We start from the raw sequence: 15,292 nt of genomic DNA on the forward strand, positions 1-15,292 counted from the left end.
ATGGCTGATTCCGTCGCCAGCGATCGCGCCCTTGCCCAGGCCTGGCCGGACTGGCCGGACTACGCGCTTGTCGATGATCTGCTGCCGACGCTGCAGGACTGGGTCGCGCGCGGGCGCCGCTATGCCTTGGCGACGCTGATCGACGTGCAGGGCTCGGCGCCGCGTCCGGTCGGCGCTGAAATGGCAGTCAACCAGGACGGCGACGTGGCCGGCTATGTCTCCGGAGGCTGCGTCGAGGCGGCCGTGGCCGCCGAAGCCCGCGCCGCGCTGATCGACGGGCAGGTTCGCATGCTCGACTACGGCGCCGGCAGCCCGGTGCTCGACCTGCAACTGTCCTGCGGTGGCCGTATCCGCATCCTGGTCCGGCCGCTGGTCGATGGCTCCGCACACGTCGCGATGCTGGCCGCGGCACGCCAGGCACGGCGACCGCTGGCACTGGCCATCGATCTGAACAGCGGCGCGACACAAGCCGCCGGCACCGCTCCTGCGGGCCTGCATGCGCGCCATTTCGTGCAGATCTACACGCCGCCGCGACGACTGGTCGTGGTCGGCGGGGATCCGGTAGCCCTGGCGCTGCTGCGCCACGCACCGGGCTTCGGCATCGAGGTCGTGCTGCTGCGCCCGCACGGCCCCGAATCGCTGCCGGCGTCGCTGCCGGCTCCGGCGCTTTACGATCGGCGTGGCCTCGAGACCGCACTGGCGGATCTGCGGCTCGACCGCTATTGCGCGGTTTACAGCGTCTCGCACGATGCCGACATCGACCACACCGTGCTCACGCACGCGCTGTGCAGCGACGCTTACTGCATCGGCGCCCTCGGCAGCCGCACCAAGGCCGAGCAGAAACGGCAGCGACTGCGCGACGCCGGCTTCGACGATGCGGCAATGACGCGCCTGCACACACCGGCCGGCCTGTACATCGGCGCCCGCACGCCGAACGAGATCGCGCTGTCGATCCTCGGCCAGGTGGTCGCTGACGCCCGGCACTGAGCGTGAGGATCGCCGCCGTGGTTCTCGCAGCCGGCCGCTCGCGGCGCTTCGGCCACGCCAACAAACTGCTCGCGCCCCTGCACGGCCGCCCCTTGCTTTGGCAGGTGCTGGACGCCGTGGCCACCGCCGCGCTGCGACCGGCGGTGATCGTGCTCGGGCATGAACAGCGGCGTATGCGCCTGTCATTGCAGCACTGGCGCGCGCAAGCACCGCAGCATCAGCGGCATTGGCGCATCGTCGTCAATCGCCGCTATCGCGACGGCATGGGCGCTTCGTTGCGGCGCGGGCTGTCGGCACTGCCGGGACACGTCGATGCCAGTGTGGTCTGCCTCGCCGACATGCCACAGCTCGATGCCGCGCTGCTGCGGCGCCTGCGCGCGACCTACCGTCGTGGCGATGATGCCGTGGTCCCGGTCGCCAACGGCCGCCGCGGCAATCCGGTGCTGCTCGGCCGGTCGTTGTTCGCGAGCCTGCGTGCCCAGCTGCACGGCGACGGGGGCGCGCGCCGCCTGATCGCGCAGTCGGCCGCCGTTCGCGAGCTGCCCGCCGACCACGCGGCGCTGCTCGACATCGACACCCGGCGGCAGTGGCAGCAACTGCGGCGCCGCTGAGACCGACGCACGGCGAGCCGCGATCTGGCTGACGTTCAGTCTCGCTGACCTATGGTGATCGTTCGAGTCAGGAGCGATCATGAAGCTAGCGGGGAAAGTGGCGCTGGTCACCGGCAGCGGTCAGGGCATCGGTCGCGCAATCGCTGTGCGGCTGGCACAGGAAGGCGCCGACATTCTGGTCGAGGACCGGCTCGATAATGACAGCGCACACCAGACCCTGGATGCCGTGCGAGCCTGCGGACGACGCGGCGCCGTCATCGCCGGCGACATCGGCCGCGCTGCGGACGATCAGCGCGTCATCGCCGACGGTGTCGCGCAATTCGGGCAGATCGACATTCTCGTCAACAACGCCGGCGTCGAGCGGCGCGCCGACTTCTGGGACGTCAGCGAAGACGACTACGACTTGGTCCTCAACGTCAATCTGAAGGGCGCGTTCTTCGTGACCCAAGCCTTCGTCCGCCACCGACGCGAAGTGCAAGCGGCCGGTCGTGTCATCAACATCAGTTCGGTGCACGAGGAACTGCCGTTCCCGCACTTCACCAGCTACTGCGCGAGCAAGGGCGGCATGAAAATGATGATGCGCAATCTGGCGATCGAACTGGCACCGCTCGGCATCACCGTCAACAACGTCGCGCCCGGCGCCGTCGAAACGCCGATCAATCGCCAGCTGCTGAACAATCCCTCACAGCTGCATGCACTGCTCGGCAATATTCCGCTGAACCGCCTCGGCCAACCCGGCGACGTCGCCGGCGCCGTGGTCTATCTGGCGTCCGACGACGCCGCGTATGTGACCGGCACGACACTGGTCGTCGACGGAGGGCTGCTGTGGAATTACCGCGAGCAGTAGCCGACGCCGCGCATCGCGACAGCGACGACGCGCAGGCGCGTGTTGCGCGCATCGCCGCCGCCGACACCCTGACACCAGCCGACCGCTACCAGGAGCTGTTCGTCGAGGTGCAGATGTCGCGCGTGTTCGACGACGGCAAGACCTTCATCGACTGCGCGCCACTCGACGAACCGGAGAAAATTCTCAGCGCCTATCGCGCACAGAAAGACCACGCCGGCTTCCGGCTCGCGGATTTTGTTGCCGCGCACTTCAGCGCCGAGACGATTCCGGAGCATCACTACGAATCCAACCCCAACCAGTCGCTCGCCGACCACATCGACACCCTGTGGGATGTCCTGACGCGGGCACCGCAAACCCACCCACGCAAGTCCTCGCTGCTGCCGCTGCCCAAGCCCTATGTGGTGCCCGGCGGCCGCTTCGGCGAGCTCTATTACTGGGACTCATATTTCACGATGCTGGGCCTGGCCGAGAGTGGGCGGCCGGAGCTGCTGCGCGCGATGGCCGACAACTTCGCGTTCATGATCGACACCTACGGCCATGTCCCGAACGGCAATCGCACCTATTACTTGAGCCGCTCGCAGCCGCCGGTCTTTGCGTTGATGGTCGAACTGTTCGAAACGCACGGCGTGCACTCGGCGCTGCACTACCTGCCGCAGCTGCACAAGGAATACGCGTACTGGATGCACGGCGTCGACGACCTGCGTCCCGGCGAAGCACATCGTTCGTGCGTGAGGCTCGACGACGGTCACGTGTTGAACCGCTATTGGGACGACCGCGATGCGCCGCGCGAGGAGTCATATCGCGAGGACGTGATGACGGCACGGCAATCGTCCCGCCCCGCGCACGAGGTGTATCGCGACCTGCGCGCCGGTGCCGCCAGCGGCTGGGATTTCAGCTCGCGTTGGCTCGACGATCCGCGCGAGCTGTCCAGCATCCGCACCACCGCCCTGCTGCCGGTCGACCTCAACAGCTTCCTGTGCAAGCTCGAACGGCAGATCGCGCGACTCAGCGCCGCGATCCATGACACCTCAACGGCGCAGCGCTTCGATGCGCTGGCCGCTGCTCGACGCCAGGCGATCGACCGCTATCTATGGAACGACGCAGCCGGCGCGTACTTCGACTTCGACTGGCAGCGCGATACGCGCCGGGAACTGCTGACCGCGGCCACCGCCGCCCCGCTGTTCGTCGGCATTGCCGGCAACGAACAGGCGCAGCGCTGCGGCGATGCGATGGTCGACCGCCTGCTGGCACCGGGCGGCCTGGTGACGACCAGCGTCGGTTATGGCGAGCAGTGGGACAGCCCCAACGGCTGGGCGCCACTGCAATGGATGGCGATTCACGGCTTGCGCCAATACGGCGGCCACGTCATCGCCGACGACATCGCGCGGCGCTGGCTGCATACCGTGGCGGCGGTCTATGAGCAGGAGAGCAAGCTCGTCGAAAAATACGTGGTCGTCGGCCACGCGCACGGTGGCGGCGGTGGCGAATACCCGCTGCAGGATGGCTTCGGCTGGACCAACGGCGTCACCCGCAAACTGCTCAATCAGCAGCCGCGCGACCATGCGCACGACGCCCGCGCCGGCCGCCGCCACCGCGGCCGGCGGCGCTGATCGCGCGTCAGTCCGCGGTGGCCGTTTCGGCCGGCGCGCCGATCCCAAGAACCTGTTCGAGTTCGTCGAGCGCCTCGCCGGCATAGACCGACAGGCGCTGCATGCTCGGCAGTGCCTCGCGACAGCCCGTGAAGCCGACGTTGAACTGACCGGCATAGCTGACCGCGGTGATGTTCAGGGCCTGGCCGTGCGCGAGCAGCGACACCGGATACATCTGCTCCATGCGCGCGCCGTTGAAGTACAGGGTCTGATCCGGCCCCGGCACGTTCGACACCGTCAGGTTGAACATCGGTCGCAAATGACCGCCGAGTCCGGACAAGAGCTGCGCCATGAACGGCGCCATGAACAGCGCCGTGTAGTTGTCCATATCGGCCTTCGGCAGCTGCTGCAGGTGCAGCTTGGCTGCCTGCGCCGAGTCGTGGATCGCGCGCAGGCGCTGCAGCGGATCGGCGATATTCGTATTGAGGTTGGCGATGATGAAGCTGATCGCGTTGCCAGCGCTCTGGTCGTCTGCGGGACGCACCGAGACCGGCACGCCGGCCGTCAGCGGCTTGCTCGGCAGCGCGTGCATCTCACCGAGATAGCGGCGCATGGAGCCCGCGCAGATTTCGAGGAAAACGTCGTTGACGGTGACGTCCGCCGCCTTGGCGATGCGCCGCACGCGCGCCAGCGAGTAATGCTGGGTGGCGAAGCGGCGCTGGCCGGAGATCTTGCCATTGAACGCCGAGCGCGGGCCGGAGAACGGCAGCGCCCAGTCCTTCTCTTCCTGGCGGACGGCTTCGCGCACGATGTCGCCGAATGCGCGCGTCACGCCGGGCACGGTCTTCAGCTGCACGCGCATGCCGTCGAGTGCGGCCTGCCACGGCGATGCCAGCGGCTCTCGCGTCTTGGTCTTCTGCCGCGCACCGACCGCCCATGGCGGTAGCTGCGTGCGCGAATTCGGATCCGGCGAGAGGATGCGCGCCAGCATGCGCATGCCGCTGATGCCGTCGACCAGCGAGTGGTGCATCTTCATGTAAAGCGCGAAACGGCGGTGCTGCAGACCCTCGATCAGATGGCATTCCCACAACGGACGATTGAAGTCCATCGCGTTCGAGTGCAAGCGCGACACGAGGATTCCCAGTTCGCGCTCGCCGCCAGGCTGCGGCAGCGCCGAATGGCGGAAGTGGTAATCCAGATCGATCTGCCGGTCCTCTTCCCAGGCCGGCAGCAGAAAGCGCAGACGCGGCGCCTTGAGGCGCAGATTGAACGGATAGACGAATTCGCGCGTCGAACGAAATGTCTCGACCTGCTTCTTCAGAAATGCCGGGCCAGCCTTCGGCGGCAGCGAAAAGATCGCCAGACAGCCCACCTGCATGGGCGTTTCACGCGTGTCCACGTACAGCCACGCAGCATCGAGCGGCTTGATCGGTTTCATGCTTCTCCCCCGGCGGGCCCGGATCACGGATTGTGGCGCACGGGCGCCTCGACGTTGTGCGCGGAGTGTACGGGCTGACGCCGCGCTGTCGCAGCGTCGCAGGCGCCCGACCGTCTGTCGCCGCAGCCAAGCCGGTGCTGTTGCCGGGACGCGGAGCGGCCTATACTGAAGAACAAAACGGGCGTTCAATTCCTCGGCCAAGCCGGCGCCCCGACTTTCCAGGAGGATGATCATGAGCACTGTCGTGTCCTATCTACCGACGGCGAGCGGCGCCAACGCCAGCGACGAGATCACGCGCGCCTTCGAGGCCCAGCGCGAAACCGCATTGCGCCTGCGCACATCGACCGCCAAGGAGCGCATCGCCAAGATCCAGCGCTTGCTCGACGCCGTGCTCGCCCATCGCGAAGATTTCTACGCAGCCGGCTACGCTGACTTCAAGAAGCCGCCAGCCGAGGTCGATCTCACCGAAATCCTGCCGGTGATCGCCGAAGCCAAGCACGCGATGCGCAGCATCAAAGGCTGGATGAAGCCGCAGCGCGTCTGGCCGTCGCGGATGACGGTCGGCACCAAGAGCTGGATTCAGAACGAACCGAAGGGCCGCACGCTGATCGTTTCGCCGTGGAACTACCCGGTGAATCTGACGTTCGGGCCGCTGGTCTCGGCGATCGCCGCAGGCAACACCGCAATCCTCAAGCCGTCGGAAATGACACCGAACCTGTCGGGACTGATGGCGCGCATCGTTCGCGACCTGTTCCCGGCCGACGAAGTGGCGATCTTCGAGGGCGACGTCAGCGTCTCGACGGCGCTGCTGGCCCTGCCCTTCGACCATATCTTCTTCACCGGCTCGCCGGCGATCGGCAAGGTCGTGATGGCGGCGGCCGCCAAGCATCTGACCTCGGTCACGCTCGAGCTGGGCGGCAAGTCGCCGACCATCGTCGATGCCAGCGCCGACCTCAAGGCGGCCGCCCGCACCATCATGTGGGGCAAGTACACGAACAACGGCCAGACCTGCATCGCCCCCGACCACCTCTACGTGCATGAAAGCGTCAAGGATGCGTTCGTCGCCGAATGCGTGGCAGTGCTGAAAGCCAGCTACGGCACGACCGCAGCCGAGCAGATGAACAGCGCCAATCTCGCGCGCGTCGTCAACGAACGCCACACGCAGCGCATCGGCGGCCTGCTCAGCGACGCCAAGGAACGCGGGGCACGCGTGCTGTTCGGCGGCGAAGTCAGCGAGTCCGACTGCTTCATCCAGCCGACGCTGATCGACAACATCCCGGCCGACGCCAAGATCCAGAGCGAGGAAATCTTCGGTCCGTTGCTGCCGGTCATCGGCTACCGCGATCTCGATGCGGTGATCGCCGAGATCAACGCGCACCCCAAGCCGCTGGCGCTTTATGTGTGGAGCAAGAACGAGGCGAACATCGATCGCGTGCTCAAGCGCACGTCGGCCGGTGGCACCTGCATCAATCACGTCGTCATGCAGTACGCGCAGGGCAATCTGCCGTTCGGCGGCGTCAACAACTCCGGCATCGGCTCGGCGCATGGCCTGTTCGGCTTCAAGGCGTTCTCGCATGAACGCGCCGTGGTCCGCACCCGCTTCAACATCGCGACGCTGCTCTATCCGCCGTACACCGATCTGACGCGGCGCATCCTGTCGTTGATGATGAAGACGCAATAAGACGATCTCCCCCGCCACATCCCCAGGCCGGCGTATGCCGGCCTTTTTTTTGCGCGCTATAGTCGGCGTAGCGGCACAAACATAGAAGACGGGGGAGTCACCATGAAGGATCAGGCCCGCAGCGCATGGGCGCTGGTATTGCTGTTGCTGGCGGCCTGCAGCGGCAGCAACAGTCCCAACGCCGATGGCGGCGCTACGACCGGCGGCGACGGCGCACCCGGCGGCAGCACCTATGACGTCACCGTGACACGAACCGAGATGGGCATCCCGCACATCAAGGCCGCCGACTGGGGCAGTCTCGGCTATGGCTACGGCTATGCGTTCGCCGAAGACAATCTTTGTGTCTTCCTCGACGATCTGGTGACGATACGCGGCGAGCGCTCGCGCTATTTTGGTCCCGACGGCAGCTATTCGATCCCGGCGGTCCCGGTCACTGCCAACAATGTCGACAGCGACTTCTTCTGGAAGCTGATGGCGACCGACGACGTGGTGGCGCAACTTAAGGCCAGCGCCCGCGACGAAGTCCGGCAGATCACCACCGGCTATGTGGCCGGCTTCAACCGCTACATCCGCGAGCTGCAGGCCGGCGAGCATCCGGGTCGTCATGCCACCTGCGCCGACGCCGGCTATCTGCAACCGATCACCGAAGACGACATGTACCGGCGCTATTTCCGGCTGTCGATCATCGCCTCGTCGTCGGTGTTCACCAACGAAATCGCGCAGGCCACACCGCCGCTGCTGTCGCCGGCCGACGCCAGCAGCAGCGCCAGCACCGACGACGTCGCCGAGCCCGACACGGCAGCCGCCAGGGCGGCCCTGCTGGCGCATCCCGGCCCGTTCGCGGCCTTCGGCCCGGACAAGCGGCTTGGCAGCAACATGTACGGCCTCGGCCCCGATGCAACGCAGACCGGGCAGAGCATGCTGTTCGGCAATCCGCACTTCCCGTGGACCGGCACCGAGCGCCTCTACATCGTCCATCTCGAAGTGCCAGGCAAGATGAACATCATGGGCGCGTCCTTGTATGGCGTGCCGCTGGTGTTGATCGGCTTCAACGACAAGCTGGCCTGGAGCCACACGGTGTCGACCGCCTACCGCTTCACGCTCTACGAGCTGCCGGTCAACCCGCTCAACGCCAAGCAGTACTTCTATGACGGCCAGTTGACCGACGTCACCCCGGTGCCGCTGACCATCGACGTCAAGCAGGACGACGGCAGCATCGCGCAGCAATCGCGGACGCTGTATCGCACGCAATACGGACCGGTGCTGGAACTCACCATCAGCGGCATACCGGTGCTCGGCTGGGACAATCTGCGCATGTACACGCTGCGTGACGCCAATGCCGAGAACGACCGTCTGATGAACCAGTTCTTCGCCTGGGACACGGCGCCGGACCTGACGACGTTCAAGGCCGATCACGCCAGCATCCTCGGCGTACCGTGGGTCAATACGGTCGCCACCGGCCCCGGCCAGGACGCCTATTACGGCGACCTCAGCGTGGTGCCGAACGTGCCGGACGATCTGGTTTCGCGCTGCAAGGCGCCGCTGCTGTCGCCGGTGATCGCCAGCGTCGCCCCGGGCCTGCCGCTGCTGCTCGGCAATCGCACCGACTGCCAATGGCTCAACGACGCCGACGCGCCGGCCGGCATCTTCGGCGCCGAGCATCTGCCGACGCTGGAACGCAGCGACTGGGTCGCCAACATGAACGATAGCTACTGGCTGACCAATCCGGCCGAACCGCTGACCGGCTATGCGCGCATCATCGGCGACGAAGCGACGGCGCGCACGCTGCGCACACGGCTCGGCATCCGCCAGATCCAGCAGCGTCTCGACGGCAGCGACGGCCTCGCCGGCACCAAGTTCAGCTATGACGACCTCAAACAGATCGTGCTTGGCAGCCGCATCTACAGTGCCGAACTGGCGCAGGCCGACGTGCTCGCCGATCTGTGCGGCGGCAGCGGCACTGACGAGGTCTGCGCAGCGCTCGCGAACTGGAACGGCACCGCCAATCTCGACGCGACCGGCACACAGTCGTGGATCGAGTTCTGGCAGCGCGTGAAAGGCTTGTCCAACCTCTGGAACACGCCGTTCTCGGCCGACGACCCGGTCAACACGCCGAACACGCTGAACACCGCCAACCGGCAGGTCGCACAGGCGCTGTCCGATGCGCAAACCGCGCTCGACGAGGCCGGCATCGCCGCCGATGCGCCGTTCGGCAGCGTCCAGCACTCCGGGGTGCACGGCGACAACGGCCCATCCATCTTCGGCAGCGAAGGCACGATCGGGGCGTTCACGGTCGCCGATAGCGAAGGTCTGACCGACCAGGGCTATCTCGTCGATTTCGGCAACAGCTACATCCAGGCCGTCACCTGGGAAAACGGTGCGGTCCATGCCGAAGGCTTCATCACCTATTCGGAATCAACCGATCCGGCCAATCCGCACTATGTCGACTACACCGAGCGCTACTCGGCGAAGAACTGGCTGCGCTTTCCGTTCACCGACAGCCAGATCAGCGCCGACGCGCAGAGCACCGTCGAACTGAGCGAATAGTCGAGCGCGATGCCCCGTATCCGCCGCATAATGCGGCGGTTATGGAGCATCGAAACGCGGACACGGACGAACGGGCAGATCGCCGCCTGCGCGTGCTGACACTGAACATCCAGGTCGGCATGGAGACGGCGCATTACGGTCACTACGTGACCGGCGCCTGGCGTCACGTGCTGCCGTCGGCACGCGTGCGCGCCAACCTCGACCGCATCGCCCGGCTGGCTGCCGACTTCGACCTCGTGGCGCTGCAGGAGGCCGATGCCGGCAGCCTGCGCACCGGCCAGCTCAATCAGGTCGAGTATCTGGCACGCGCCGCCGGCATGCCGCATTGGCACGCCGCGGTGAACCGCAACTTCGGGCCGTTCGCGCAGCACTGTCTGGGATTTTTATCGCGGCACCCGCTGCAGGACGTCGAGCACCATGCGCTGCCGGGCAAGGTGCGTGGCCGCGGCGCACTGCTGGCAACGCTGACGCTGCCAGGCAGCAACGCGCTGCGTGTGGTCGTCACGCATCTGGCACTGAGCCGCGCGTCGCGCGCACGACAGCTCGACTATCTCGCACGCCTGGTCCCGCAGGGCGGACCGCTGCTGATGCTCGGCGATCTGAACTGCGAAACCGACGAATTGCTGCAACACCCTCCGCTGCGCGATTGCGGCCTGCGTCCGGTCAATGGCGCACCGACCTTCCCCAGCTGGAAGCCACGACGGCGTCTGGACCACGTGTTGGCGACCCCGCAGCTGCAGGTCGTGCACAGCCACGTGGTGCCGACGCCGTTGTCCGATCACCTCGGGGTCGCCGCCGAGTTGCAGCTGGGCCCGGCATGAGCAGCGCACTCGACGCGTTGCGGCAGCTGGCCGCCGGCATTGACTGGAAGACGCTGCTGCTGACCCTGTGGCCGCTGGTCGCGATCTTCACCGCCGGGCACGCGCTGCTGACCAAGCGCGACGCGCGCGCCGCCTGGGGCTGGATCGCGGTCTGCTGGCTGTTCCCACTGGCTGGCCCCGGCCTGTACTACATATTCGGCATCAATCGCGTGCGCACCCGGGCGCGGCGCTTCAATGTCGACCGTAGCGACCGCGACATCGGCCCCGCGCATGCCACCGACATCCGCAACACGCCGCCAGAGAAGCCGCCGGTGCCGGGCTGGCTACAGGAGGTCGCCCGCACCGCCGACGTCCTCACACGGCGGCCGCTGCTCGGTGGCAACGAGGTCGTGCCGCTGCACAATGGCGAACAGGCCTACCCGCGCATGCTCGCCGCGATCGACGGCGCGCGCGAGCACGTCTGGCTGTCGACCTACATCTTCGACAACGACCGCGTCGGCCGTCAGTTCGCCGATGCCCTGACGCGTGCGCATCAACGCGGCGTCGACGTCCGCGTCCTGGTCGACGATACCGGCGAGCGCTATTCGTGGCCGCGCATAGGGCGCTTGCTGCAACGGCGTGGCGTCGCCTTCGCGCGCTTCAATCCGCTGCGCCTGATGCCGCCCGCATTGCACCTGAACCTGCGCAATCATCGCAAGCTGCTGATCATCGACGGCCATCTCGGCTATACCGGCGGCATGAACATCGGCGTGCGTCACCTGGCCGAAGACCCGCAGAACAAGAAGCGCGCCGTCGACCTGCATTTCGAACTGCACGGCCCGGTCGTCCACCAGATCGCCGAAGTCTTCGCGGAGGACTGGCGCATCGCGGCCCGCGAGAAACTGCAGCTGCCGGTCATTGCCGACGATGCCGGCGGTGGTGCCGTCTGCCGGGCGATCACCGACGGCCCGAACGAGGACTTCGAGCAGCTCAACTTCGTCATGCAGGCGGCGATCGCCGCCGCCCGGCGCGAGATCCTGGTGATGACGCCGTACTTCCTGCCCTCGGCCGAATTGATCGCAGCACTGCAGGGCGCCGCGCTGCGTGGCGTGCGCACCGTCGTGCTGCTGCCCAAGCGCAACAACCTGCCGTATGTCGGCTGGGCGGCGCAGCACCAGCTCGGCCAGCTGCTCGAACGCGGCGTGCGCATCCGCTTCCAGCCGGGGCCGTTCTGTCACAGCAAGCTGTTCGTCGTCGATGGCACGTATGCACTGATCGGCAGCGCCAACTGGGACCCGCGCAGCCTGCTGCTGAACTTCGAGCTGAACGTCGAAACCTATGATCCGGCGCTGGCGCGCACGCTGGCGACGCATTTCGCCGAAGTCTGGCAGCGCTCCGAAGAATTCCTGCTGCGCGACGCACAACACCCGGGGTTCCTGCGTAAGCTGCGCAACGCCCTGTTCTGGCTTTTTTCCCCCTACCTCTGAAGCTCCATGCGCATTCCGTTTCTCGACGGCTTTCTCGCCTCGATGCTCGGCGCGATCTGCATCGCCGCGCTGTTTCCGCAACTCGGCGTCAGCGGCGGCGCGCTGCATCTCGATCACGTCACGCAAGTCGGCGTGGCGCTGGTGTTCCTGCTCAGCGGCGCCGGCCTGTCGGTCGACCGCCTCAAGGCTGGCGCGGCGAACTGGCGCCTACACTTGTTCGTGCAGTCGTTCACGTTCATCGTCTTCCCGCTGATCGGCCTCGCCGTCACCGCCCTGGTCGGTCGCTGGCTGCCGCGCGAGCTGGTGATCGGCTTCTTCTATCTTTGCGCCCTGCCATCGACGGTTTCATCGTCGATCGCGATGACGTCGATGGCGCACGGCAACATCGCCGGCGCGGTGTTCAACGCGACCTTGTCGAGCCTGATCGGCATGGTGTTGACGCCGCTCTACATCAGCCTGTTTCTCAGCACTGCGGCACACGGCGCGCCCTTGTCCGATCAATTCGTCAAGATCGGCGAGCAGCTGTTCCTGCCGTTCGTCGTCGGCCAGCTGCTGCGACCGTGGGTCGGCGACTGGATCGCAAAGCACAAGACGTCGGTCGGCAAGGTCGATCGCACCGTCATCGTGCTGATCGTGTTCAATGCGTTCAGCGACGCCACCGCAGCCGGCATCTGGACGCGCTACGGCGTGACGCCGCTGCTGCTGACGGCGCTGTTCGCTGCCGCCTTGCTGGCTGTGGTGCTGACGCTGACGCGCTTCACCGCTGAACGCCTGCACTTCGGCATCGAGGATGAGATTGCCGCCGTCTTCTGTGGCTCGAAGAAAAGCCTGGCGGCCGGTGCGCCGATGGCAGCACTGATCTTCGGCTCCGGCGGCGCACTGGGCCTGATCATGCTGCCGATCATGCTCTACCACCAGATCCAGCTGATCACCTGCTCGGTGATCGCACGGCGCTATGCCGCGCGTCCGGGCGTCGCGCACTGACGACGCCCGGACACAGGCCGCTCAGAAACTGATACGCAGCGACGCCGAACCGTTGATCGGGGCACCGTAATACGTGTTGTCGTATTCATCGAGCACGTAGTACTTCTTGTCGAGCAGATTGCTGCCGTTGATCTGCAGGGCGATCTGCGGCGTGAACTGCCACCGCGCCATCAGGCTCAGCAGCGTCACGTCGCCCTGACGCAAAGTCGCCCCGCCATCCGGCGATCCGACCTGCGTGCTGCTCGACGACTGCCAGTCGACTCCGCCGCCCACGGTCAACCGACGCAGCGCGCCACTCGGCGTCCAGGTGGTATAAGCACGCACCAATGTACCGGGCACGAAGGTGCGGCTTGCGTTGCCGTCGGCATCCTCGATCACGTAACGCGTCCAGCCCAGCGATGCATGCCAGCCGGGCCGCAGCTCGCCGTCGATCTCGAATTCGAAGCCCCGCGACACCGTGCCGTCGACAGGCTGCGACACCTGCGAGCCGTCAGGCAGCAACAGCGCGTTACCGCTGTCGTCGTAGACGGCTTCGGCAACGTTGTGCTGCAGCGTCCGGAACAAGGTCAGCTGGCTATTGAGGCGCCCGCCGAAATGCACCCCCTTGATGCCGACCTCGTAACTGCGCCCATCGATCGGATCGAGATACTGGCCGTCGATGTTCTTGCTGTTCTGCGGCTTGAAGATTTCCGTATAGCTCGTGAACAGCGAGTAATGCGCACCGACATCGAAGATCAGTCCGGCGTACGGAATCGTCTTGCGATAGTCGTAGTCATTGTTCGGCGTGTCGTCGTACACGTAGTACGAGTCGATCTTCCAGTCCGCGTAGCGCGCACCGGCCACCAGCTTCAGCGTGTCGAGCAGGTGCAGCCGCGTCGCCAGATAGAACCCGTTCTGCGTGGTCGTGATGTCGGCAGCACGCGTGCCGGCACCGAACGTCGGTTCCGGATAAGAACCGTCCCAGTCGAACAGATTGACGGTCTGCGTCATTTCGCCCGGTTCGTACTCCTCCGAATTGTTGGTCAAACGCGAACCGTTGTAGCCGAAGACCAGCTCGTGCTTGCGTCCGAAAAGACGAAACGAGCCGCTGGCATACAGATCCGCCGCGCGCTGAATGCTTTTTGCGCGATCGCTGTACGCGTACGGGCCGGTGCCGGTATCGGCGTCGATCGCGATCTCGCCGGTTTGCGGGTCCGGGAAACCGTAAAGGTAGAACAGGCGGTTGTACTCGTTGTAGCGTCGCCAGCTCAGCGTCGAGCGTAGCGTCCAGTCACCACCGAGCCGGTAACGCAGTTCGGCGAAGGCCGTCTGGAACTCGCGGTTCCAGAACGCCCATTTGGTCGAAGTGGTCACGGACCTCGGCCAGTTGGCGAGACTGCCGTCGGAGAAGTAAAGCGGGAACGAACCCCACGTATTCCCCTGCGGCATGTTTTGCTGGTAGTCGTAGCCGACCGACAAGCGGCCGCGCGAACCGAGATCAGCATCGATGACGCCGTACATCACCTGCTTTTCGTTGTGGTAGAGATGCTGGTACGACTCGCGATACTGGTAGGCGCCAACCAGGCGCGCACGGACGTGCCCGTCGCGTGTCAGCGGCGTCGACAGGTCGGCATCGATGCGGCTGTCGTTCCACGACCCCTCGGTGAACTCGAGCTGCGCCGCCGGCACACGGCTGTCGGCGTGCTTGCGCACCAGATTGACCGACGCCGCCGGACTGCCGGCGCCGGTGGTCAGGCCAGTTGCTCCACGCACGATCTCGACGCGCTCGTACAGTGCAGTATCGAGGGCGTCCTCGATCGAGTCGGTGTTGAAGTTGGTCGTCGCCGGAACGCCGTCGTACATCAGATTGTCGACGACGAAACCGCGCGACGTGAACAGCACGCGTTCGGTGTCGTACTGATAGGAGTAAACGCCCGGCGTGTTGTCGAGCACGTCACGAACCGTTTGCAGATTCTGGTCGTCGAGACGCTGGCGCGTGATGACGGTGATCGACTGAGGCGTCTCGCGCAGACTCAGCGGCAGTTTCGTCGCCGCATCGCTGCCGTCGACGGTGTACGAGCGGCGCTCGGTGGTGACGACGACGGTATCGATGTCCTTTGCGGCCGTCTGCCCGCTGGCGTCTTCGCGATCACCACTGTGCTGCTGTGCGAAGGCAGGTATTGCGAAAAGGCCATACAGCACTGCGGCGCCCCAGGCGCCGATCTGAATACGCATATGCACTCCCTGAACGAAGACGAGGAGCTGGCAATGCGCAACAGGCGCGGCTGGCGATGAGACGGAGCGCGATTCTAAACGAGCGCGCGGCGCCGACCAAATCGGCG

General features: G+C 66.0%; 11 protein-coding genes. 9 read left to right on the forward strand and 2 right to left on the reverse strand.

The window, feature by feature from the left end:
* The 4 genes from G7Y82_RS00230 to treF all read left to right on the forward strand — a co-directional run bounded on the left by G7Y82_RS00230 (position 1) and on the right by treF (position 4,055).
* Entirely contained in the window at positions 1 to 987 is a 987-nt protein-coding gene (locus G7Y82_RS00230; protein ID WP_168145988.1) for an XdhC family protein, read from the forward strand.
* Between the two features lie 17 nt (positions 988 to 1,004).
* On the forward strand, positions 1,005 to 1,598 hold the full coding sequence (locus G7Y82_RS00235; protein WP_168145989.1) for a nucleotidyltransferase family protein: 594 nt from the start codon (positions 1,005 to 1,007) through the stop codon (positions 1,596 to 1,598).
* Between the two features lie 79 nt (positions 1,599 to 1,677).
* On the forward strand, positions 1,678 to 2,445 hold the full coding sequence (locus G7Y82_RS00240; protein ID WP_168145990.1) for an SDR family NAD(P)-dependent oxidoreductase: 768 nt from the start codon (positions 1,678 to 1,680) through the stop codon (positions 2,443 to 2,445).
* Positions 2,424 to 4,055 carry an alpha,alpha-trehalase TreF gene (treF, locus tag G7Y82_RS00245; RefSeq protein ID WP_168145991.1) on the forward strand — a complete coding sequence of 544 codons (1,632 nt, stop codon included), beginning with the start codon at positions 2,424 to 2,426 and terminating at the stop codon, positions 4,053 to 4,055. Before G7Y82_RS00240 ends, treF begins: the two co-directional genes overlap by 22 nt.
* Positions 4,056 to 4,062: 7 nt before the next feature.
* Here the strand turns inward: treF and G7Y82_RS00250 are convergent, their stop codons facing one another.
* On the reverse strand, positions 4,063 to 5,472 hold the full coding sequence (locus tag G7Y82_RS00250; protein ID WP_168145992.1) for a WS/DGAT/MGAT family O-acyltransferase: 1,410 nt from the start codon (positions 5,470 to 5,472) through the stop codon (positions 4,063 to 4,065).
* Between the two features lie 232 nt (positions 5,473 to 5,704).
* On the opposite strand from G7Y82_RS00250, the gene G7Y82_RS00255 reads away from it, so the two are divergent.
* The 5 genes from G7Y82_RS00255 to G7Y82_RS00275 all read left to right on the forward strand — a co-directional run bounded on the left by G7Y82_RS00255 (position 5,705) and on the right by G7Y82_RS00275 (position 12,971).
* Entirely contained in the window at positions 5,705 to 7,153 is a 1,449-nt protein-coding gene (locus tag G7Y82_RS00255) for an aldehyde dehydrogenase family protein (RefSeq protein WP_168145993.1), read from the forward strand.
* A gap of 102 nt (positions 7,154 to 7,255) precedes the next feature.
* Complete coding sequence (locus tag G7Y82_RS00260) at positions 7,256 to 9,700, forward strand: penicillin acylase family protein (RefSeq protein WP_168145994.1); 2,445 nt, start codon at positions 7,256 to 7,258, stop codon at positions 9,698 to 9,700.
* Positions 9,701 to 9,792: 92 nt separating this feature from the next.
* Entirely contained in the window at positions 9,793 to 10,521 is a 729-nt protein-coding gene (locus G7Y82_RS00265; protein WP_366515581.1) for an endonuclease/exonuclease/phosphatase family protein, read from the forward strand.
* A complete protein-coding gene (locus G7Y82_RS00270; protein ID WP_168145996.1) occupies positions 10,518 to 11,987 on the forward strand; it encodes a phospholipase D-like domain-containing protein in 1,470 nt (489 codons plus the stop codon). The genes G7Y82_RS00265 and G7Y82_RS00270 overlap by 4 nt, the downstream gene beginning before the upstream one ends.
* 6 nt (positions 11,988 to 11,993) lie before the next feature.
* Positions 11,994 to 12,971 (forward strand): bile acid:sodium symporter family protein, encoded by a 978-nt coding sequence (locus G7Y82_RS00275; RefSeq protein WP_168145997.1) that lies wholly within the window; start codon positions 11,994 to 11,996, stop codon positions 12,969 to 12,971.
* A 21-nt stretch (positions 12,972 to 12,992) separates the two neighbouring features.
* Here the strand turns inward: G7Y82_RS00275 and G7Y82_RS00280 are convergent, their stop codons facing one another.
* The gene (locus tag G7Y82_RS00280) at positions 12,993 to 15,185 is read right to left on the reverse strand and encodes a TonB-dependent siderophore receptor (protein ID WP_168145998.1); all 2,193 of its coding nucleotides are present in this window, start codon (positions 15,183 to 15,185) and stop codon (positions 12,993 to 12,995) included.
* Between the last annotated feature and the right edge of the window lie 107 nt (positions 15,186 to 15,292).

The organism is Solimonas marina (genome assembly GCF_012241385.1).
GTDB lineage: Bacteria > Pseudomonadota > Gammaproteobacteria > Nevskiales > Nevskiaceae > Solimonas > Solimonas marina.